At 65.4% G+C, this 18,528-nt stretch carries 18 protein-coding genes and 1 riboswitch; of the genes, 8 read left to right on the forward strand and 10 right to left on the reverse strand.

All coding sequences use genetic code 11. The features are described 5' to 3' along the window. The gene (gene ppk2, locus V6F88_RS08290) at window positions 1–1,254 is read right to left on the reverse strand and encodes a polyphosphate kinase 2 (RefSeq protein ID WP_332608808.1); all 1,254 of its coding nucleotides are present in this window, start codon (window positions 1,252–1,254) and stop codon (window positions 1–3) included. A 300-nt stretch (window positions 1,255–1,554) separates the two neighbouring features. Here ppk2 and V6F88_RS08295 point away from each other — a divergent pair, with 300 nt between their 5' ends. Both V6F88_RS08295 and V6F88_RS08300 read left to right on the forward strand, forming a co-directional pair. Next, window positions 1,555–2,001, forward strand: coding sequence for a hypothetical protein (locus V6F88_RS08295; protein WP_332608809.1), 447 nt, complete (start codon window positions 1,555–1,557; stop codon window positions 1,999–2,001). A gap of 230 nt (window positions 2,002–2,231) precedes the next feature. Continuing rightward, complete coding sequence (locus V6F88_RS08300; protein WP_332608810.1) at window positions 2,232–3,002, forward strand: hypothetical protein; 771 nt, start codon at window positions 2,232–2,234, stop codon at window positions 3,000–3,002. A 143-nt stretch (window positions 3,003–3,145) separates the two neighbouring features. On the opposite strand, the gene V6F88_RS08305 is transcribed toward V6F88_RS08300, so the two are convergent. From V6F88_RS08305 to V6F88_RS08320, 4 genes are all read right to left on the reverse strand, one after another. Continuing rightward, window positions 3,146–3,343, reverse strand: a complete 198-nt coding sequence (locus V6F88_RS08305; RefSeq protein ID WP_332608811.1) for a hypothetical protein — start codon at window positions 3,341–3,343, stop codon at window positions 3,146–3,148. 154 nt (window positions 3,344–3,497) lie between these two features. Further along, window positions 3,498–3,923: a CopD family protein gene (locus V6F88_RS08310; protein ID WP_223264877.1), complete on the reverse strand. Its 426-nt coding sequence runs from the start codon at window positions 3,921–3,923 to the stop codon at window positions 3,498–3,500. 136 nt (window positions 3,924–4,059) lie between these two features. Next, complete coding sequence (locus V6F88_RS08315) at window positions 4,060–5,145, reverse strand: DUF2242 domain-containing protein (protein ID WP_332608812.1); 1,086 nt, start codon at window positions 5,143–5,145, stop codon at window positions 4,060–4,062. A 95-nt stretch (window positions 5,146–5,240) separates the two neighbouring features. Further along, window positions 5,241–6,626: a spinster family MFS transporter gene (locus tag V6F88_RS08320; protein ID WP_332608813.1), complete on the reverse strand. Its 1,386-nt coding sequence runs from the start codon at window positions 6,624–6,626 to the stop codon at window positions 5,241–5,243. Between the two features lie 103 nt (window positions 6,627–6,729). On the opposite strand from V6F88_RS08320, the gene V6F88_RS08325 reads away from it, so the two are divergent. The 3 genes from V6F88_RS08325 (at window position 6,730) to V6F88_RS08335 (ending at window position 9,965) form a co-directional block, all read left to right on the forward strand. Then, window positions 6,730–7,713, forward strand: coding sequence for an AraC family transcriptional regulator (locus tag V6F88_RS08325; protein WP_332608814.1), 984 nt, complete (start codon window positions 6,730–6,732; stop codon window positions 7,711–7,713). A 150-nt stretch (window positions 7,714–7,863) separates the two neighbouring features. After that, on the forward strand, window positions 7,864–8,961 hold the full coding sequence (locus tag V6F88_RS08330; protein WP_332608815.1) for an NAD/NADP-dependent octopine/nopaline dehydrogenase family protein: 1,098 nt from the start codon (window positions 7,864–7,866) through the stop codon (window positions 8,959–8,961). Further along, window positions 8,955–9,965 (forward strand): 3-hydroxybutyryl-CoA dehydrogenase, encoded by a 1,011-nt coding sequence (locus V6F88_RS08335; protein WP_332608816.1) that lies wholly within the window; start codon window positions 8,955–8,957, stop codon window positions 9,963–9,965. Before V6F88_RS08330 ends, V6F88_RS08335 begins: the two co-directional genes overlap by 7 nt. Window positions 9,966–10,044: 79 nt before the next feature. Here the strand turns inward: V6F88_RS08335 and ampC are convergent, their stop codons facing one another. Beyond that, a complete protein-coding gene (gene ampC, locus V6F88_RS08340; protein WP_332608817.1) occupies window positions 10,045–11,328 on the reverse strand; it encodes a class C beta-lactamase in 1,284 nt (427 codons plus the stop codon). Between the two features lie 106 nt (window positions 11,329–11,434). Continuing rightward, a riboswitch (glycine riboswitch) is annotated at window positions 11,435–11,525 on the forward strand. A gap of 134 nt (window positions 11,526–11,659) precedes the next feature. Here ampC and V6F88_RS08345 point away from each other — a divergent pair. Beyond that, a complete protein-coding gene (locus V6F88_RS08345) occupies window positions 11,660–12,907 on the forward strand; it encodes a D-amino acid dehydrogenase (RefSeq protein WP_332608818.1) in 1,248 nt (415 codons plus the stop codon). Here V6F88_RS08345 and V6F88_RS08350 read toward each other — a convergent pair. The 4 genes from V6F88_RS08350 to V6F88_RS08365 all read right to left on the reverse strand — a co-directional run bounded on the left by V6F88_RS08350 (window position 12,864) and on the right by V6F88_RS08365 (window position 17,383). Continuing rightward, window positions 12,864–13,418: a M23 family metallopeptidase gene (locus V6F88_RS08350; protein WP_332608819.1), complete on the reverse strand. Its 555-nt coding sequence runs from the start codon at window positions 13,416–13,418 to the stop codon at window positions 12,864–12,866. The two genes, V6F88_RS08345 and V6F88_RS08350, sit on opposite strands and share 44 nt — an antisense overlap. Window positions 13,419–13,497: 79 nt before the next feature. Then, the gene (locus V6F88_RS08355) at window positions 13,498–14,715 is read right to left on the reverse strand and encodes a lactonase family protein (protein ID WP_442880229.1); all 1,218 of its coding nucleotides are present in this window, start codon (window positions 14,713–14,715) and stop codon (window positions 13,498–13,500) included. A gap of 28 nt (window positions 14,716–14,743) precedes the next feature. Beyond that, entirely contained in the window at window positions 14,744–16,264 is a 1,521-nt protein-coding gene (locus V6F88_RS08360; protein ID WP_332608820.1) for an FAD-binding oxidoreductase, read from the reverse strand. Window positions 16,265–16,408: 144 nt separating this feature from the next. Next, window positions 16,409–17,383 carry a GlxA family transcriptional regulator gene (locus V6F88_RS08365; protein WP_332608821.1) on the reverse strand — a complete coding sequence of 325 codons (975 nt, stop codon included), beginning with the start codon at window positions 17,381–17,383 and terminating at the stop codon, window positions 16,409–16,411. Window positions 17,384–17,552: 169 nt separating this feature from the next. On the opposite strand from V6F88_RS08365, the gene V6F88_RS08370 reads away from it, so the two are divergent. Both V6F88_RS08370 and V6F88_RS08375 read left to right on the forward strand, forming a co-directional pair. Continuing rightward, window positions 17,553–17,909 (forward strand): DUF1428 domain-containing protein, encoded by a 357-nt coding sequence (locus V6F88_RS08370; RefSeq protein WP_332608822.1) that lies wholly within the window; start codon window positions 17,553–17,555, stop codon window positions 17,907–17,909. A gap of 104 nt (window positions 17,910–18,013) precedes the next feature. Further along, a complete protein-coding gene (locus V6F88_RS08375) occupies window positions 18,014–18,505 on the forward strand; it encodes a VOC family protein (RefSeq protein WP_332608823.1) in 492 nt (163 codons plus the stop codon). Window positions 18,506–18,528 lie beyond the last annotated feature (23 nt).

The raw sequence follows: 18,528 nt of genomic DNA on the forward strand, positions 1-18,528 counted from the left end.
TTACAGCGCGCGGCCCACGATCAAGGGGTCCAGCGCCAGGCCGGGTTCGGCGCTTTTGCCTTCGTACGGCAGGCGGCTCAAGACATAGCGCATGGCGTTCAGCCGCGCGCGCTTCTTGCAGTCCGACTTGACCACGATCCACGGCGCGTCCGCGGTATCGGTATGCGCGAACATCGCCTCTTTGGCGCGCGTGTAATCGTCCCATTTGTCCAGCGACGCCAGGTCCACGGGGCTTAATTTCCACTGCTTCAGCGGGTGCACCTTGCGTTGCAGGAAGCGGCGGCGCTGTTCTTCCTGGCTGACCGAAAACCAGAACTTCACCAGGTGGATGCCGCTGGACACCAGGTGCCGTTCAAAGTCGGGCACCTGACGCAGAAAGTCCAAATATTCCTGCTGCGTGCAAAAGCCCATCACGCGCTCAACACCCGCGCGGTTGTACCAGGACCGATCGAACATCACGATCTCGCCGGCGGTGGGCAGATGCTGCACGTAGCGCTGGAAATACCACTGGCCTTTTTCCGTGTCCGACGGCTTTTCCAGGGCCACCACGCGCGCGCCGCGCGGGTTCAAATGTTCCATCATGCGTTTGATGGTGCCGCCCTTGCCCGCCGCGTCGCGGCCTTCAAACAGGATCACCACGCGCTGGCCCGTCGCTTTTACCCAGGCTTGCAGCTTCAACAGTTCGACCTGCAATTGGTATTTCTGCTTTTCGTAGTTGCGGCGCAGCATGCGGTTGCGATACGGATAGATGCCGTCGCGCCAGTCCGTCGCCAGCTCTTCGTCGGGGTTGCGGCGCACGGCCGGGGCCTGCGCGTTTGCCTCCAGCAAGGCGCGATGCACGGCGCGTGCGTCATCGGGCGACAGTTCTTCAATAACGGACCGCAGCGCCTCGTGGGCTTGCGCCTGTGGCACCACGTTGTAGCGCCGCGCAATGTCAGCCAGCACCGACACCGCTTCCTGGCGAGCAGCGTCTTCACGCGCCACGACTTTCTTGCGCGCCAGCAGAGTGTGCTCGGAAGGCTGCTTGATGGCGGGGCGGGAAGCCGTCTCAGAGGTCGCTTTGGAGGTCGCTTTGGAGGTCGCTTTGGAAGTTGCTTTGGAACGCGCCTTGGAAGCCGTCTTCGTCGCCGGGCCGGCCCCCGCCGCCTTGGCGATTGCGGCGCTTCGCTTGGCGCCGGGCGACGCGGTGCCGCGCTTGCGCGGTGTCACGGCAATGTCTTGCTTGGAGGCTGCTTGCGGTGTCTTGTCTGTCATCGATCCTGTCCTGGCTGCGCTGGTCGTCTGCCCCACGCCGGTGTCGCCCCGTTACGGGACGCCCCAAGAGGCAAGGCGCCACCCTACCCGCTTGTAGACCGCATGGGATTGACGAGAATCAAACGTTGTAACATTTATTACATGAGTGTGCGCCCGCTACACTCCCGTAAACGTCCCTGGCACGGCCAGCCCGCGCGCGCCCGAGTTTCTTCTCCGATTCCCTTCCCCAGATTTCCTTCCCCGATTTCCTTCCCCGATTTCCTTCCCCGATTTCCTTCCCCGATTCCCATCCCCTATCCCATGTGGTCACGCATCAAGCGCTTTCTGTCCGGTCCGCCCCCCGTGGAAGACCCATTCCGGCAGTCGGTCAGCTTTGACGACACCGGCTTCACCCGGCACTGCGAACTGGCGCGCGCGATAGGCCTGCAAGAGCACTGGGCCTGGGCGGACGTGCACGAATTCGGCTTCTCGTTTCGCCCCGCGATATACCCCGACCCCTGGTCCGGCGACTACATGGAAAGCCTTTGGTACCTATGGGTGCGCTGTGACGACGGCGACATGATGCGGGTGATTCTGGACGAGCGCCTGCTTGACGCCAGGAACTTGCCGCCCGCACTGCTCCGCAACCTGCCGGGGCTGGACATGGGCGTGCTGCAAGAGGGGCTGGCCACCGCGGCGCGCGGCCCCCGCCACTTTGAAGGCGAAGGCGAATGGGCGGCGTGGCGGCGCGATGCCGCCGCGTCATAACGCCCGGCGGGCGAGGCCGGCACGGCACTTGCGGTAGACCGGCGCTGGACCGGCCGTAGACCCGCCGTAGAGCGGCCGCGGACCGGCCGTTGACCCTCGCCAGACCGTTACCGCTACCGGCGCGCGTTGACGCGTGCTGGCCCGCTCACTACATTCATGCCCTATGACCCCAATCTTGGTGCGCCATGACTCCGCAGGAAGACACCCTTACGCTTTTCAGGCGCTTGCGCGTGCGTCGTGACAGCCGGCGCTTGCTAACGGGGGCCGCGCTGATTCTGCTGGCGCTGGGCTTGGCCGTGGGTTGGAACCGGATGGGCGAACGCGCGGAAGAAAAAGTCGCTACCGCTGAAATCCGCAAGGTGGCCGACACGCTTAACCAGATGGTGACGGGCGGCGACGGCGTGCCGGACAACCTGCCCTCCATCGACCCCACCCCCAAGGCGAAAGGCTTTTACGGCGAGCTGGAACGCGCGATCAAAACCGTGGCCAGCGAGCGCGTCGCGCAGCACAAGGCCTATCTGAATGAGCTGAAAGACATCGGCATGCCCCGGCTGCTGGACGCGCATCGGCTGGCGCTGGACACGGGGCTGGTGGAAAGCCGCATGATTCTTGAGCTTGCCGAACGGCTGGTGCCGAAATACCGCGATCAAAGCATGCAGGTGTTGAAAGACATGCCGGAGCTGATCCGGTCGCTGGCCATTCGGGAACCCGAAAAACAGAAAATGATGGCGACGCTGACCTCTACGCTGGCGCGCCGCAGCGACAGCCTGGGCAAGGTGTGGCTGCTGGAAACGCGCATCCTGCAAGAGTTTGGCCAGATGATCACGCTGCTGGACGACAACCGCCAGTATTGGTACGCGGATCACGACGAACTGATGTTTGAACGCGACGATGACCTGAAGCGCTTTTACGCGCATATGGCGGCCATCAACACCATGGCGACCGAACAGGAAAAGCTGGGCAAGCAACAGTTGGCCAATTTGTTCTCGGCGCTGCCATAGCGGTGCCGTGGTGTTGCCTTGGTGTTGCCTTGGTGTTGCCGTGGTGTTGCCGTGGTGTTGCCTTGGTGTTGCCTTGGTGTTGCCTTGGTGTTGCAGCGGTGCTGCCGTAGCGCCACCTGGCGCTGCCGGCGCGCAGCCGCCCGTCAGTGGCGGGAAGCTTGGCGCGGACGCTTGTTGTTGAAAGCGCTGGGGTCCGCCGGAAAATCCGGCCCATGAAACATCGACGCCGCATCCAGCGCGGCGCCAAGCAGCGCCCGGAGCCAGCTTCGGTGGCTGGGCTTGCGTGGCGACGCGTTGCCGTCTTCCCGGCCCGCGTCGGTCTGGACAGTGCGGGTTGTCATGATCGAATCGCCTTCGCGGTCTTGCGCGGATACGTCCGTGCAATGGAAAGCGTGCGCGGACAGGACAGACGATTCTAGGCAGCCGGCAGCCGTGCGCCAACGACGACTTGGTTGAATCCTTATTACAAGCCGGGGTCGATATTGCGCGCCACCGTCAGAACGGCTTCACCAGCACCAGCGTCACGATGACGCCGCAGGCAATGACGGTGAACGGCGCGTAGAAGTCCACCATCGGCGGGCGCTTGAGCGTACCGTTGGCCATGCGACGCAACGACGCGCTCTGGATGCCAAGCAGCGCCGACAGCGCCAAGGCGAAACCTGCCTTGACCCAGATCCAGTTCATGGCGAACCAGCCGAATGTCATCGCCAGATGCAGGCCGATCAGCCACGACACGACCATCGCGGGCGTGGTCACCCATAAGGTCCAACGACGCAGCGCGCCAAGCATCTTGCGTTCCTTGGGCGCTTCATCGCCCTCTTGCGGCGCTGACGACAGCAGGAACAGCGAAACAAATAGCGAGCCCCCCAGCCAGGCCACCACGGCGGCCACGTGGGCCATTTTCAGCAGTTGATAAGTCATGGCCGGCATTATCGCCGGATGCAGCGGCGGGCAGTAGTCGGCCGCGGCGGCATGTCGGTCGCGGCGGATGACAGGCCAGATGACATGCCGGAGAGCGCGCCGGCGTGCACGCCGGGTCCGGCGTGCGCGTCAGGGCTCAGTTGCCGGTGGAGGACACGGACGCTGCGGGGCCGGCAGCGGCGCCGCTGACAGTGAAGGTGGAGCCCGTCGTGGTACCGGCGGTCGCAGCCGTGGCTGGGCCCCCGGCGCCGGCCGTGGCGCCGGCCGTGGCGCTGGTCGTGGCGCTGGTCGTGGCGCCGGCCGTGGCGCTGGTCGTAGCGCTGGAGGTCGCACCGGTCGGTGCAGCGGACGGGCTGACCGCTGACGGAGTCGAGATCGACGCGCCCGGCCCCGGCAACGCCGGAGACGTGGCGGCCGCGGCGGGCGGCGTGCCGGTTGGAGTATTGCCCGGTGTGGATGCCGGCGCGGCGTGGGGCGTGTCCACGGCGGGCTTTTGCGTGGTCGTGTCACCGGCCTTGTCACCGGCCTTGTCACTGCCGGCGCCTGGCCCCGACGGCCCGTTCGCCGCAGCGGGATTCAAGGTGTCGGCGGGCGCGTCCGGGGACACGACCGGATCGGCAGGCGGCGCGGGCGGCTTGGCTTGCGACGCGCGGGCGCGGGGGCTTGGCGGCACATGCGGGGCGGCGGCGGCTTCCGCGTCGGGCAGGAAGCGCTGCAACAGCTGGAAAAAGCCTTCGTAGAATTTCGGACGCGACACGGTCTGGCTGGCCGTTTTGACCAGCGAGTCGTCGCTGGAGCCGAACGGCATCGACACCTGACCCAGCACGCTGACGCCCACGCTGGCCGAACTGGAAGTGCGCTTGATTGAATAGCGGTCTTGCACCGCGTTGGCAAACACCGTGGCGCGCTGGTTGGCGCTGCCGTCCGAGGCGCAGTCGATATTGAAATTGATCTGCGTGTGCAGCCCGTCCTCGCCCTGGAAGTTCTTGTGCCCGGACACGCGGGCCGGGTCGAAGCGGTCGATGTTGTAGCCCTGGCTGAGCAGGGCACGCCGGCCCGCATCGCAGGCGGTGGTGCTGGCCGAGGGGAAGGTGCGCGAGAACACATCGTTTTGCGCGAAGTCTTCTCTTTCGTAAGCCGGCTTGGGCGAACTGCATCCCGCAAGGATCGCCGTCAGGCAGACAAACAAGGAAACGGGCAGACGACGGGTAACGCTGGGCATGAGGGGTCCGGCTTTTGGCGTAAAGCGGGCATTATCGGCCAGGAATGGGCCGGTGGCGAATCGCCCCCCGCCCACCGTGATCCCTTGAAACAGTTTTAACGGGGTCGGGGAGCAAATGCGGAACTGACCCCGTTTTCCCCGCGCGATTCCTCTTGCCCCAGGCTGCGCCGATAACTGGCGCATCCCGCCGCCAGCAGCAGCACGCACAGCACGGTGGCAACGCCGATCAGCAACGACAACGACTGCCCCACCGCCGCCGGGCTTTTGAACAAGCGATCGGTCAACAACGCCACCGCCGTCGTCCCCAACCCCAGGCCGGTCAAATTGGAGATCAGCAGGAACAGCGCCGACACCTGCGCGCGGATCTGGTTGGGCGGCAGAATCTGCATCGCCGCCGTGGACGTGGGCATGGGAAAGGACGCAAAGAACATTGCCGGCAGCAACAGCGCCACCGACGCCGCCAAGCTGTCCACCTGGGTGAACGCCACGGCCGGTAGCGCCATGCCTACCGCGCCGATCACGCCCGCCCGCATCGGCGCATCGCGATAGCCGCGTCGGGCCAGCCCGTCCATCAGCCAGCCGCCGCAAAAAACGCCCGCCGTATTGGCCACCAGCACCACCACACCCAGCATGTACCCCACATCCACCGGCGACATGCCGAACTTGCGCATGTAGAAGGCGGGCGTCCAGCCCAGCAAGGCAAACAGCACCATGGCATAGAACGAAAAGCCCAGGTAGTGACAAAAGAATGTGCGGCGATGACGGCCCAGAAAACGAAACGTGTCGGCCACCGTGGGCTTGGGCGCGTGGCCGTCTGCGTTGCGGCGCAAGCCCAAGCGCCGCGGATCGCGCACCGTCAGCAGGATCAGCAGCGCCACCAGCAGACCCGGCAAGCCCACGATGAAAAACGTGACCTGCCACGGTCGCATCGCGCCGACCAACGGCACCACCACGCTGTCCACGCTTTTGAGCAGGTTGATGACATAGCCGCCGATCAGGAACGCCATGCCGCCACCAATAAACGAGCCGATCGAATAGATGCCGACGGCGCGGCCCAGCTTGTCGCGCGGGAACATATCGCTAAGCATGGAATAGGTGGCGGGCGACAAGGCGGCCTCGCCCACCCCCACGCCGATGCGCGCCAGGAACATGTGCGCAAAGCTGCGCGACAGGCCGCAGGCGGCGGTTGCCAGGCTCCAGAACGCCACGCCGATGGCGATGATCCTCGGGCGCGAATAGCGGTCGGCCAGCAAGGCGATGGGGATGCCCATGACGGCGTAGAACAGCGAGAATGCCAAGCCGTGCAGCAGGCTGAATTGCGTGTCGGACAGTCGCAGATCGTGCTTGATCGGTTCGATCATCAGCGCCAGGATCTGTCTGTCGACGAAGGAAAATATGTACGCTAGCATGCATATCACGACGACGTACCACTCGTAGGCGTAGCTTCGTTTCGTCAGTGGCGGCAGCGTCGCGTCAGTCATGTTTTTCCCTTGTTTTGCTTAGTCTTGTCCATCGTTTGTAGGTCTTTGCGCAGCCGGCCTCTATACGCGGCGCGCAACGACTGTTCCCACCGCGCAGGAAAGCATGTTCAACGACACCTATCCGCTGAACCGCCATTGCTTGCTGGACTCGGGCAACGCCGCCGAGGTCAAAGACCAGGTCAGCCAACACCTGTGGTCGCACCGCATGTGCGTGGCCCAGGGCAAACCCTTGCAATCGCGGCTGTATGGCGTGTTCTTCGGCAACGCGGCGCTGTTCGATCTGCACTACGGCGCCGAAGTCGAAATCGACGCGGGCGACATCTCCAGCTATTACCTGATCCGCATCACGCTGCAAGGGTCGGGTCTGGTCACGCTGGGCAAACGCAGCGCGTCCATGCAAGCGGGCAGCCTGACGATTTCATCGCCGTCCGAACCCAGCGTGATCAGCATCGGCCGCGACTGCCGCAACCTGATCCTGCGTGTCGAGCGGCAGGCGCTGGAACATCAATTGCAGCGCCTGCTGGACCGCCCCATCAAGCACGCGCTGGTGTTCGACCTGGAAGCGCCGCCGGATTGCCCCGGCCTGGCCGCCGTGCGCGAAACGCTGGACTACCTGTGTCGCCTATACCAGCACCCCGCCATCGACGGCGTCACGCAGACGCTCGCGGCCGGCTTTTCCGACTACCTGCTGGCGCTGCTGTTGACCCAGCTGCCGCACAACTATTCCGACGCCTTGCGCGCCGACCACCGCCAGCCCCTGCCCCAACATGTGCGCGCCGCGCGCGACTACATCGAAAGCCATGTCGACGAAGCGATTTCGCTGGCGGATCTGGCGGCGCACTGCGGCGTGTCGGTGCGGACGCTGCAAAACGGCTTTACGCAGTTCCTCAAGCAAAGCCCCAGCGACTACGTGCGCAACCACCGCCTGGCCCTGGTGCACGCCGCGCTGGAACAGGCGCGCGGCGGCGATAGCGTGACCGACATCCTGCTGCGCCACGGCGTCAGCAGCTTTGGCCATTTCGCCACGCATTACCGCAAGCGCTACGGCTGCCTGCCGTCGGACACGCTGCGTCGGCATCGGCCCTAGCGCGATGTCGTCGGCCATCGCCCGCGCCATCGAAATCCCGCGCCCGCCCCGTCGCAATCCCTTGCCGGATCGGAACGGCGCTTGCGCATTTGGCGCAGCCCACGCGCCGCGCCGCCGCTAGGATCAAGCCTTCAAAGAAGGAGCTTGATCATGCGAATCAGCGTAATTGGCGGCGGCCACGGCTGCTACGCGGCCGCGGCCGAACTTGCCGAAAAAGGACACGAGGTGAGCTGGTGGCGCCGGGATGACGACGCGTTCGACGGCTTGCGCAAGGCCGGTGCGCTGACCGTCACAGACTACCGCGGCACGCGCCAGGTCCCGCTGGGCCAGGGCCCCGGGCAGTTGGCGCTGCAAGCCTCGCTGGAGGCCGCGCTGGCCGACGCGCGGGTCGTCGTCATTCCCCTGCCCTCGACCACTCACGACGCGCTTGCGCCCATGCTGGCCCCGCTGTTGCAGGACGGGCAGGTGGTGTTCCTGCCGCCCGGCACGTTTGGCTGCTACCTGTTTGCCCGCGCGCAGCGGGACGCCGGCAACACCGCCCGCGTGGCGTTTGCCGAGACCGGCACCCTGCCCTATCTGGCGCGCAAGCACGGCAACACGGTCGTCATCAGCGGCTACGCCACGCGCTTGCCCACCGGCGTGTTCCCCAGCCGGCTGACCGACGACGCGCTGGCGTTGCTGGGCCAGGTCTACCCCAGCATCGAGCCCATTGAAGACGGATTAGCGGGCGCCTTGATGAACGCCGGCCCCATCATTCATCCGCCGCTCATCATGATGAACGCCGGCCCCCTGGAGCATTTCGACAAGTGGGACATTCACAACGAAGGCACGCAGCCGTCGATCCGCCGCGTCACCGACGCGCTGGACGCCGAACGCATCGCCATCCGCGAGGCGCTGGGCTATGCCGCGCCGCACTTTCCACTGGCAGACCACTACGCCACCGAAGGCGATGAATGGATGTACGGTCGCGGCGCACACGGCAAGCTGACCGACAGTGGCGACTGGCGCGAAACCATCGACCTGCACACGCACCGCTACATGCTTGAGGACACGCGGCTGGGTCTTTCCTTCCTGGTGTCCACGGGAAGCTGGGCAGGCGTGCCAACGCCGGTGGCGCAAGGCCTGCTTGGCATCGCCAGCGCCATCACGGGCCGCGATCTGTACGCCGAGGGCCGCACGCTGGAACGCCTGGGGCTGGATCGCCTGTCGCGCGCCGGCATGGCTGAATTGCTGGAACAAGGATGCTGACCATGGAAGAAAGAATCTGCGTGATCGGCGCCGGGCGCATGGGGGAAGGCATCGCGCTGTCATACACCCACGCGGGACGCGCCGTGACGCTGGTCGACATCAAACCCCGATCCCCGACAGAACAAGCCGACCACCACGCGCGCGTGCTGGCGAACCTGCGGCGGGAACTGGCCACGCTAAGCCGGCTTGGCCTGCTGGATGCCCAGCAAGCCGACACCGCCATGCAGCGCGTTCGCCTGTGCGGACGCGACGAAGCCCAGGCCGACCTGCAACGCGCGCGCATCGTCTTCGAAGCCGTGCCGGAACGCCTGGACGCCAAGCGCGACACCTTCGCCTGGCTGGGCCGGGTGTGCGCGGCAGACACCGTCATAGCGTCAACCACGTCCACGTTTCTGGTGACCGAGCTGGCCGAACTGATGCCGGGCGCCGAGCGTTTTTTGAATGCGCACTGGCTCAACCCCGCCTATCTGATTCCTCTGGTTGAAGTCAGCGCCGGGCCTCGCACCGCCGATGCCGCCCTGCAAGCGTTGCTTGCCGTGCTGCGCCAAGCCGGCAAGACGCCCGTGCAATGCGCGCCCACAGCCGGCTACATCGTGCCGCGCATCCAGGCGCTTGCCATGAACGAGGCCGCGCGCATGGTCGAGGAAGGCGTGGCCAGCGCCGAAGATATCGACACTGCCGTGCGCCTGGGATTCGGGCTGCGGTTTTCGGTGTTGGGCCTGTTGGAGTTCATCGACTGGGGCGGCGGCGACATCCTGTACTACGCATCGCGCTACCTGGAAGCCGAGATCGGCCCGCGCTTTGCATCGCCTGCTGTCATTGCCCAAAACATGGAGCAAAACCGCAACGGCCTGCGCGATGGCAAGGGCTTTTACGACTACGCCGACAGGGACGTGGACGCCTACAAGATGCAGCGCCTGGGCCAGCTGTGCAAAAGGCTGGAGGTGATGGGGTTATTGCCGCGCTTTGACGGGGCGCGCACGTTGCCGGGCGCTGACGGCTGAGGGCGGCAAGGGCTAGCAAGAGGCCAGCAAGAGGCCAGCAAGAGGCCAGCAAGGGGGCCGGGTACGCCGCTTGCCCTTCTCAGTTCGCTTGCGCGGGGGCGTCGGGTTGCGATCCCGGTTGCGATCCCGGTTCCGTCTCCGCCGCCGTTTCCTCTTCAAGAATGCGATACGCCAGACGCACGCGGGCTTCGTTCGGAATATTTCGATTCGCCAGGATCACCACGCCGATTTTCCTGGACGGCACAAATGCCACGTAGGCGCCAAAGCCGTTGGTGGAACCCGTCTTGTTTATCCACGCATCAGCACGCGGCGGCTGCGGCGGGGTCAAGGCCTTGGCCGGGTGGTTCTGGCTGTTCAACGTGCCGGCGTTCGCTGCCAACAGCGCGTTCAGCGTCACCGGATACGCCAGTTGTTCCCAGGCCAGGTCCTGCGTCATTCCGCCCACGTCGTAGTAGCCCACATGCGTATCGGCCAAGGCCTTGGACACTACGGGGTCGGCGATGACGGCCTTGGCGATCTTCGCATCGCGGGCGGCCTTGGCGCTGAATTGCGCGGGCGCTGACGCCACGCCCATGTTCGCGTCCACAAAGCGGATCAGGTCGCTGGCGCTGGTCTTGACGCCGTAGGCTTCGTCGGCCAGCACGCCCGGGTTCACGCGCACCGGCGCGTTCTGTTTGTTGTAGCCCTGTGCGTAGTCGCCCATCCTGGCGGCCGGCACGTGAATATAGGTGTCGGCCAGGCCCAGCCTGGGCAACAGCGTCTTCTCCATGGCCTGCGCATAAGGCTGGCCCAGGCTCTTGGCCGCCACCACGCCCAACATGCCGATGCTGGGGTTGGCATAGGTGCGGTACGTGCCCGGGGCGTAGCGCGGGGTCCACGCGCACAGGTAGGCCATCAACTGGGCGTTGTCCCGCACCGCGTCGGGCACTTGCAGCGGGAAGCCGCCAGCCGTGTGCGTGCCCAGGTGGATCAGGTTCAGCTTGGCGAACTCCGTGCCTTGCAGGGCGGGCACAAAGCGCGCCGGGCTGTCGGTCAGCGACAGCTTGCCCAACGCCTGGGCATAAGTCGCCAACGTGGCGGTAAACGTCTTGCTGATCGAGCCCACCTCAAACAGCGTGTCACGGCTGACAGGCGCCTGCGTTTGCAAAGAGGCCACGCCATAGCTGCGGAATTCGTGTCGCCCTTCACGCGTAACGGCAATGGCCAGGCCCGCCACGTCGTACTCGCGCATCAGCGCATGCACGGCGTCGTTGATGTCGGCGCCGGGGGCCACGGGTTCGGCTGCGGCCAACGAAAACACGGCGCCGCCGGCCATCACGGCCAGGGCTTGCAAAACAGCGCGTCGCGCGGCGTGAAAGCTCATTCCTATCGTCCTATTTCAATTCACGCCAGCCCAACGGCGCAGGCGACATAGTACTAACCCTGAAGCAAATGCGACATGAACTTAGCTATTCTGTACGCCGTCGATTCAAAACCGCGCAGAAGAGACCGGCCCTTGCGGCCGGCGCCGACGGAGCAACCGCCCCGGAAACTCTCAGGCAACAGGACTGCGCGCGTGTAGACAATCTGGAGAGAGGCGCCGTGCGCGCCCACCGAAGGGGAACCCGCCGCCCGCGCGGGTGAAACTCTCAGGTACCAAAGACAGATGGGGTGCCGCGTCCACATTGGTCGCGGCCACCTTGCCTGGAGCCACCATGCCCCGCATCGCCATCATTGGCGCCGGTATCACCGGCGTCACGTCCGCCTATGCCCTGTCGAAGCTGGGATACGCGGTCACCGTCTACGACCGCCAGCGCTATCCCGCCATGGAAACGTCGTATGCCAACGGCGGCCAGTTGTCCGCCAGCAACGCCGAAGTCTGGAACAGTACGGCCACCATCATCAAGGGCCTGCGTTGGATGTTGCGCAAAGACGCGCCGCTGTTGCTGAACCCCCGCTTCAGCTGGCACAAGTATTCGTGGCTGGCGCAGTTCATGGCGCAGATTCCGCACTACCGTGACAACACCATCGCCACCACGCGGATGGCCATCGAAGCGCGCCAGCATCTGTTCGACATGGCCGAGGCCGAAGGCATCGACTTCGACCTGGAGCGCCGGGGCATCCTGCACATCTACCATGACGCCGACAGCTTCAAGGCCGCGCACCGCGCCAACGCGCTGCTGCAAGCCGGCGGCCTGGACCGCTATGCAGTCACCGCCGACGAAGCGCGCGCTATCGAACCCGCCATGCAAGCCGGATGCCACGGCGGTTTCTACACCCCGTCGGACGCCACCGGCGACATCCACAAGTTCACGCGCGGCCTGGCCCGGGCATGCCAGCGCCGTGGCGTCACGTTCGTGCACGATGCCGACATCGACAACATCCAACGCCACGACCGCCCTTACGTGCTGGACATCCGTCGCGACGGCGGCACGCAGCGCGATCGACACGAGGCGGACGCCATCGTCGTGTGCGCAGGCGCGGCCAGCAGGAAATTTGCCCGCCTGCTGGGCGATTCGATCAACATCTATCCGGTCAAGGGCTATTCGATCAGCGTGCACCTGGACGACGCCGACAGCCAGGGCGCCGCGCCGCGCGTCAGCCTGCTGGATGAAGCCGCGAAGATCGTCACCAGCCGCCTGGGGGACCGCTTCCGCGTGGCGGGCACGGCCGAATTCAACGGCTTCAACATGGACATCCGAGCCGAGCGCGTGCAGCCGCTGATCGACTGGACGCGCAAGCACTTTCCCAATATCAATACCACGCGCGTCGTGCCGTGGTGCGGCCTGCGCCCCATGACCCCCAACATGATGCCGCGCGTGGGGCCGGGCAAGCGTCCGGGGGTGTTCTACAACACCGGGCACGGGCATCTGGGGTGGACGTTGTCAGCCGCGACGGCGCAGGTGCTGGCGCAAAGCGTCAGGGCGGTGCTGCCGGCGCCACCAGCAACGTATAGGGGTTGATGGCGCCGCCGTCGTAGATGCCGTAATGCAAATGCGGCGGCGTGCCTTGCGCGTTGCCGGTGTTGCCGACGTAGCCCAGTACGTCTCCGGGCGCCACCAGTTGCCCCCGTTGAATATCGGCGTAGCCATCCAGGTGCGCGTAGTAATGCCGCTGGCGTCCGGGGCCCAGCACCCACACGACCTGACCGCCCAGGTTGTTCGTGCCCACCTGCATGACCACGCCTTCCGTGGTGGACAGCACAGGCGTGCCCCGCGCGGCGAAGATGTCGATGCCCTCGTGTTGGCGGCCGCCCGCCCGGGCCGCGCCCCAGGTGTCGGCCAACCGTCTGGCGGACACGCCCTGTACCGGCACGGGCAAGGACGTCGGCGCTTGCTGCCAGGCCAGCCGGGCCATATGCCAGGGTGCGCGCGCGGCGTCGGGCAGGCGCGGCCATGCCCAGGCAGCAAGCCAGATCAATAAGCCCAGGACGACAAGGCGGCGAAGGAAGCGCAATACAGGATCAACGGTCATGCAAGGTTCGACGGCGGGTATGCCGAGGGGTTCCCGAGGGGCTGTCCCGCCGGCAGTCAATATCGCGTGCCGTAGCCTTCTAGACGAACATCAGGCAAACCGGTGTCGGTGCCTGCGCCGCCACCTGCATGTCGCTTAAATGCCCGGTTGCCGCATCGATGCGCAAGCGCAGGATGGAATCGCCCTTTTGGTTCAGCGCGTACAAGCTGCCCCCGTCTGGCGCCAGGGTGAGTGCGCGGGGGAAGCGCAGCCCGTCAGTCCAGGTTTGCACGCGGCTTAATGCGCCGTCTTTGGCGACGGCAAAGACGGCGATGCTGTCGGCTTGCGGGTGGTCGTTATCGACGCGGCGGGTGGATGCGTACAGGAAGCGCCCAGAGGGGTGGATGAGCAATGCCGCCGCGTTGCCCGCGCCGGTGAATCCGGGTGGTGTGGCAGCTACGTGGTGGCGCTGCGCCAGCACGCGGCCGGCGCGGGCGTCGTAGCCAAAGCATGCGATAGAGGCGTCAAGCTCGTTCAAGACATATAACAGCGCGCCATCGGGATGCAGCGCAAGATGGCGTGGCCCGCTGCCCGCGGGCAGCGTCGTGCGTTCGGACAGCGCCAGCTTGCCGTCCTTGAACGTGAACAGGTTGATGCGATCGCTGCCCAGGTCGGTAGCCAGGACGCGCTGGCCGGTGGAGTCGAACAGCACCATGTGCGGGTGCGCGGATTGTTGTTCGGGGCGCGGACCCGAGCCGGTTTCCTTGACGATGCCCGACACTTCACCCAACGCGCCGTCGGCCTGGATGGGCAGCACGTTGTAGGTGCCACCCCCGTATTGCGCGGTGACAAGGTAGCGGCCATCCGGGGATGCGGCGAGGTACGCAGGCGCGGTGCTGGATAGCGACAAGGGCTGCCGGTTCAAAAAGCGCAGGCTGCCGTCAGCCGGGTCGATCGCATAGGATTCGGCCGTGCCTCGGGCCAGGCCTTCCCATTGATCGATCTCGTTGATGGCGTAAAGAAAGCGTTGCGTGGGGTGTACGGCCAGGTAGGACGGATTGTCGCTTTCCATCACCTGGATCAGATGCCAGCCACCCTGCGGGCGCAGCGCATAGGCATGTATGCCGCGCGATGGCGGCCCGCCGGCAGTGCCGCCGGGCGCGTCGCGGGTATAGGTACCCACATAGGCGTAGCGGGCATCGGCGCGGGCGGTCGTGGCGCCCATGGCCGACAGCCAGGGCCCCGCCGCGCTGGCCGCCGACAAGCCTCCGGCGAACTGGATGAAGGATCTGCGGGGAGCACTGGATAGGGAATTCATGGCGAAATCCGGCAAGGCGGGCGGCGCGTCATGACGGGCGCACCGACATCGCGTGGTGAAAGACGTTGTTGGGATCGTAGCGGCGCTTGACCTCTTGCAGGAAAGGATAAAGCCCGCCGTCGCCGTAGTACAACCGTGGCCAGAACGGGTACGCCAGCATGTCGCTGTCGGGGTAATTGATGTAGCACCCTTCGTAGCGGTCGCCGGGATACGGCGTGCCGGCGTGTTCGGGCCGGGCCGCCGGGTCGGTATATACATCGCGATAGAAATCCGCCATCCAGCGTACGTGCAGGGGGTCGTGGTCGGCGTGGTTCCAGTACGTTTGGTATTGCAGCTTCATGGTGGACGCGCGCTGGTGCACGGCGGTGTCGCGCAGGCGGTCCGGCTGGTTGACGGCGCCCCCGTACGAATCCACCTGCAACAGCGACTGGCGCAGGTCGGCGCCAGGGACGTCGCGCGTCAGGTGGGCGTGGATGCGCGCCGCTTCGTGGGCCGTGAAATTGCGCTTCATGTAGGCGGATTTGTATTTGCCGCGTTGATTCGGCCCCGAGCCGTTAAGCGCTTGCGTGGCCACCAGAAAGTCATGGCGGATGACCGTGTGCGGTTCGCTGCACAGCAGGTCGCCGCCTGCGCGTGGACGCGGCAGCCCCGGCGTGGTGGCGCGCGCGGCCACCGGTGCGCAGGGGCGGAAGCGATCCAGGAAATCTTGCAGCACGGACAGGTCCTGGCAGGTGCCGTCGGGGTTGCAAAATTGCACGATCATGACGATCTGCCCGGCAGAGCGATGTGTCAGTTTCAGCAACGAGAACATGCCCCAGGTGTCGGCGTCGCGGCCGCGCGTGTTCCAGTAGCCGCCGTAAATATCCAGCAACTGCGCGAAGCGGCTGGGCGTCATGCCCGCCCAGTCGAACGCGACGGTGGCGATGGCCACTTCGCGCGGGGCACGCGGTAGCGCGGCAAAGCCATAGCTGGTGATCACGCCGAAATTGCCGCCGCCACCCCCCCGGCATGCGCGGAACAGAGCGGCGTCTTGCGTGGCGCTGGCGGTGCGTGGCACGACACTGCCGTGGGCGTCCACGGTCAGGATGTCGACCGCGCTTAGCCAGTCGCACGCCAGCCCTTGCAGGCGTGACAGCAGCCCATACCCGCCGCCGCTGATATGGCCGCCCGCGCCCACCGAATAGCAGGACCCGCCGGGTAGCGACACGCCGTGACGCTTGTAGAGGTCTTGATCGCCATTCCAGTTTTGCGAACCGGCCGCCACCCGCAGCAGGCCCTCTGAGGACGGCACGCGGTCCAGCAGGCTGAGGTCCAGGATGACGCCGCCCGGATTGTTGGAGACGAAGTCTTCATAGCAATGGCCGCCGCTGCGTATCGTGGGGCGCTTGCCCTCGGCCACGATACGACTTAGTGCCGCCGCCGCCTGCTCCGGCGTTTCGCATAGTTCGATACGCGTGGCCGCATGGCTGGGCCGCGCCGGCCAACGCAGGTTGAAGCCCTTTTTCAAGGTCTTGTAGCGGGGATCGCCTGGCGTCACGCTGATGCTCATCTTGACTCGCCCTCCGGGCCTGGGGTCAGGCCGCGACGTGTCAAGGATAGGCCGGTGGCGCGCCAATAGCTGTAGTAGATATCCTATTTTCAGGGGGAGTTCGGCTAGCACTTTTGCGAGTGCCATAGCGACTTCTTCGACGTCCTATTGATATCGGTCCCGATACCCGACCGGCGACATCCCGCAGTGCTTGCTGAAGATGTCGCGAAACGCCTTCGTGTCGTTGTAGCCCACTTCATACATGACTTCGGCCACGCTTATGCGCGACGTTTCCAGCCGTTTCTTGGCGGCCTCCACCCGCACGCGTTGCAGGTACTGCACGATGCTGTTGCCGGTGGCCTGGCGAAAGCGCCGTTCCAGCGTGCGCCGTCCCATCGCGTGGCGCTCGGCCAGGGACTCGACGGTGATCTTTTCCGTGTAGCAACGTTCGATGTAGCTTTGCACCGCGCGCACGACCTCGTCGGCATGCGCCTTCTGGCCCATGAACACGGCGAACGGCAGTTGGCTCTGACGGCTCCAGTCCAGCTGGAAATATTTGGCGCACCAGATGGCGGTATCGCGATCGGTGTATTTTTCGATCAGGTGCAGCACCAGATGGGCGGCGGAAAACGCCCCGCCGCTGGTGTAGACGCCGTTCTCGGCCATCACCACGCGATCGCTGATCCAGTGGACATTGGGAAACAGGGTGGCGTACAGATTTTGCGCCACCCAATGCACCACGGCCTGCTGCCCGTCCAACACGCCGCCCGCCGCCAGCAAGGCGGCCCCCATGCACAGGCTGGCCACTTCGCCGCCGGCGCGATGGTGGCTTGCCAGCCAATCGATCAGTTCGCGGTTGGACAGCACCACGTCGGGCACCGCGCCCAGCAGGGGCGGCGCGATGCAGATATCGATGCGCGGCGCGTCGGCCAGCACCTGATCCGCCAGCACCTTGATACGCCCGTCGTCCAGGCTGACCTCGCGCGTCAACGCCAGCGTGCACACGTGGAATTGCGGTTCGCGGCCTTGCGCGACCAGGTAGGCGTTGGCCACCTGGAAGCCGTGGCGCGCCGTTTCCAGGGACGCAATATTGGTGCCCGTCGGCAGTAGGAAAGCGACGTTTTTCATGTCGGTAAGCATACGCCCGAGCGCTGTCGCAATCCACCCGCAAGAATGTCGCAATCCCCTATCTGAAAGCGCCGGCGATCCCGATAAAGTGGCGTCTACCGGCCCCTCGTGCCGGGTGGAGGGGGTGTGGCCAGCGGGCATGCCGCCTTCAACACAACAACAGCAACCCAAGGAGTGTGCGATGCAGGAATACATAGATGGTTTCGTGCTGCCGGTGCCCAAGGCGAACGTGCCGGCCTACCAGAAGATGGCGGACCAGGCCAAGGCGGTCTGGCTGGAGCACGGCGCGCTGGATTACCGCGAATGCGTGGCCGATGACCTGGCCAGCGAAACCTTTCGGTCGTTCAGGGAAGCGGCCAGCGCCAAGGACGACGAAACCGTGGTGTTTGCCTGGATCGTCTACGCCAGCAAGGCCGAACGCGACCGAATCAATGCGCTGGTGATGGCCGATCCGCGCCTGGCCAACACGTGCTGCGAAGGCGTATTTGATTTCAAACGCATGTGCTGGGGCGGATTCAGCACGCTGGTAGCAAAATAAAAACCGTGGGGCGTGTCGATATCGGCGCTGCCCGTTCGTCGTATAGGCAGGGACAGGGCCTACAGCTTGTCCCGCCAACCCAACACCGATTTTGGAGACGCATCATGGCTACGCCCGCAACCACGCCCATTCCCGCCGGCATGCACACGCTGACCGCGCACATCGTTTGCGAGGGCGCGTCCGACGCCATCGCCTTCTACAAAAAAGCCTTCGGCGCGGAAGAACTGGCGCGCCTGCCCGGGCCGGAAGGCAAGGTCATGCACGCGGCCATTCGTATCGGCGATTCGGTGCTGATGCTGATGGACGATTTTCCTCAGTGGGGCAGCCTGGGCCCGAAGGGGCTGAAGGGCTCGCCGGTGACGCTGCACCTGTACGTCAAGGACGTGGACGCCTCGTTCAAACAGGCGCTGGATGCCGGCGCCACGGTTGCGATGCCGGTGGCCGACATGTTCTGGGGCGACCGCTACGGCCAGGTGATCGACCCGTTCGGCCACCGCTGGTCGATTGCCACGCACCAATTCGATTACACGCCCGAAGAAATCCAGCAGAACATGGCCAAGATGGGCGAGATGTCAGGCTGCGGCAACGCCGACTGACCCGCTGAGCGCCCCGCCCTTCC

Origin of the sequence: Achromobacter sp. ESBL13, assembly GCF_036668755.1 — a bacterium.
Classification (GTDB): domain Bacteria; phylum Pseudomonadota; class Gammaproteobacteria; order Burkholderiales; family Burkholderiaceae_B; genus Achromobacter.

Coding starts and splice junctions, on each gene's coding strand:
- ppk2 (WP_332608808.1), bottom strand. CDS start 1,254: ATGACAGACAAGACACCGCAAGCAGCCTCCAAGCAAGACATTGCCGTG.
- V6F88_RS08295 (WP_332608809.1), top strand. CDS start 1,555: ATGTGGTCACGCATCAAGCGCTTTCTGTCCGGTCCGCCCCCCGTGGAA.
- V6F88_RS08305 (WP_332608811.1), bottom strand. CDS start 3,343: ATGACAACCCGCACTGTCCAGACCGACGCGGGCCGGGAAGACGGCAAC.
- V6F88_RS08310 (WP_223264877.1), bottom strand. CDS start 3,923: ATGACTTATCAACTGCTGAAAATGGCCCACGTGGCCGCCGTGGTGGCC.
- V6F88_RS08315 (WP_332608812.1), bottom strand. CDS start 5,145: ATGCCCAGCGTTACCCGTCGTCTGCCCGTTTCCTTGTTTGTCTGCCTG.
- V6F88_RS08320 (WP_332608813.1), bottom strand. CDS start 6,626: ATGACTGACGCGACGCTGCCGCCACTGACGAAACGAAGCTACGCCTAC.
- V6F88_RS08325 (WP_332608814.1), top strand. CDS start 6,730: ATGTTCAACGACACCTATCCGCTGAACCGCCATTGCTTGCTGGACTCG.
- V6F88_RS08330 (WP_332608815.1), top strand. CDS start 7,864: ATGCGAATCAGCGTAATTGGCGGCGGCCACGGCTGCTACGCGGCCGCG.
- V6F88_RS08335 (WP_332608816.1), top strand. CDS start 8,955: ATGCTGACCATGGAAGAAAGAATCTGCGTGATCGGCGCCGGGCGCATG.
- ampC (WP_332608817.1), bottom strand. CDS start 11,328: ATGAGCTTTCACGCCGCGCGACGCGCTGTTTTGCAAGCCCTGGCCGTG.
- V6F88_RS08345 (WP_332608818.1), top strand. CDS start 11,660: ATGCCCCGCATCGCCATCATTGGCGCCGGTATCACCGGCGTCACGTCC.
- V6F88_RS08350 (WP_332608819.1), bottom strand. CDS start 13,418: ATGACCGTTGATCCTGTATTGCGCTTCCTTCGCCGCCTTGTCGTCCTG.
- V6F88_RS08355 (WP_442880229.1), bottom strand. CDS start 14,715: ATGAATTCCCTATCCAGTGCTCCCCGCAGATCCTTCATCCAGTTCGCC.
- V6F88_RS08360 (WP_332608820.1), bottom strand. CDS start 16,264: ATGAGCATCAGCGTGACGCCAGGCGATCCCCGCTACAAGACCTTGAAA.
- V6F88_RS08365 (WP_332608821.1), bottom strand. CDS start 17,383: ATGCTTACCGACATGAAAAACGTCGCTTTCCTACTGCCGACGGGCACC.
- V6F88_RS08370 (WP_332608822.1), top strand. CDS start 17,553: ATGCAGGAATACATAGATGGTTTCGTGCTGCCGGTGCCCAAGGCGAAC.
- V6F88_RS08375 (WP_332608823.1), top strand. CDS start 18,014: ATGGCTACGCCCGCAACCACGCCCATTCCCGCCGGCATGCACACGCTG.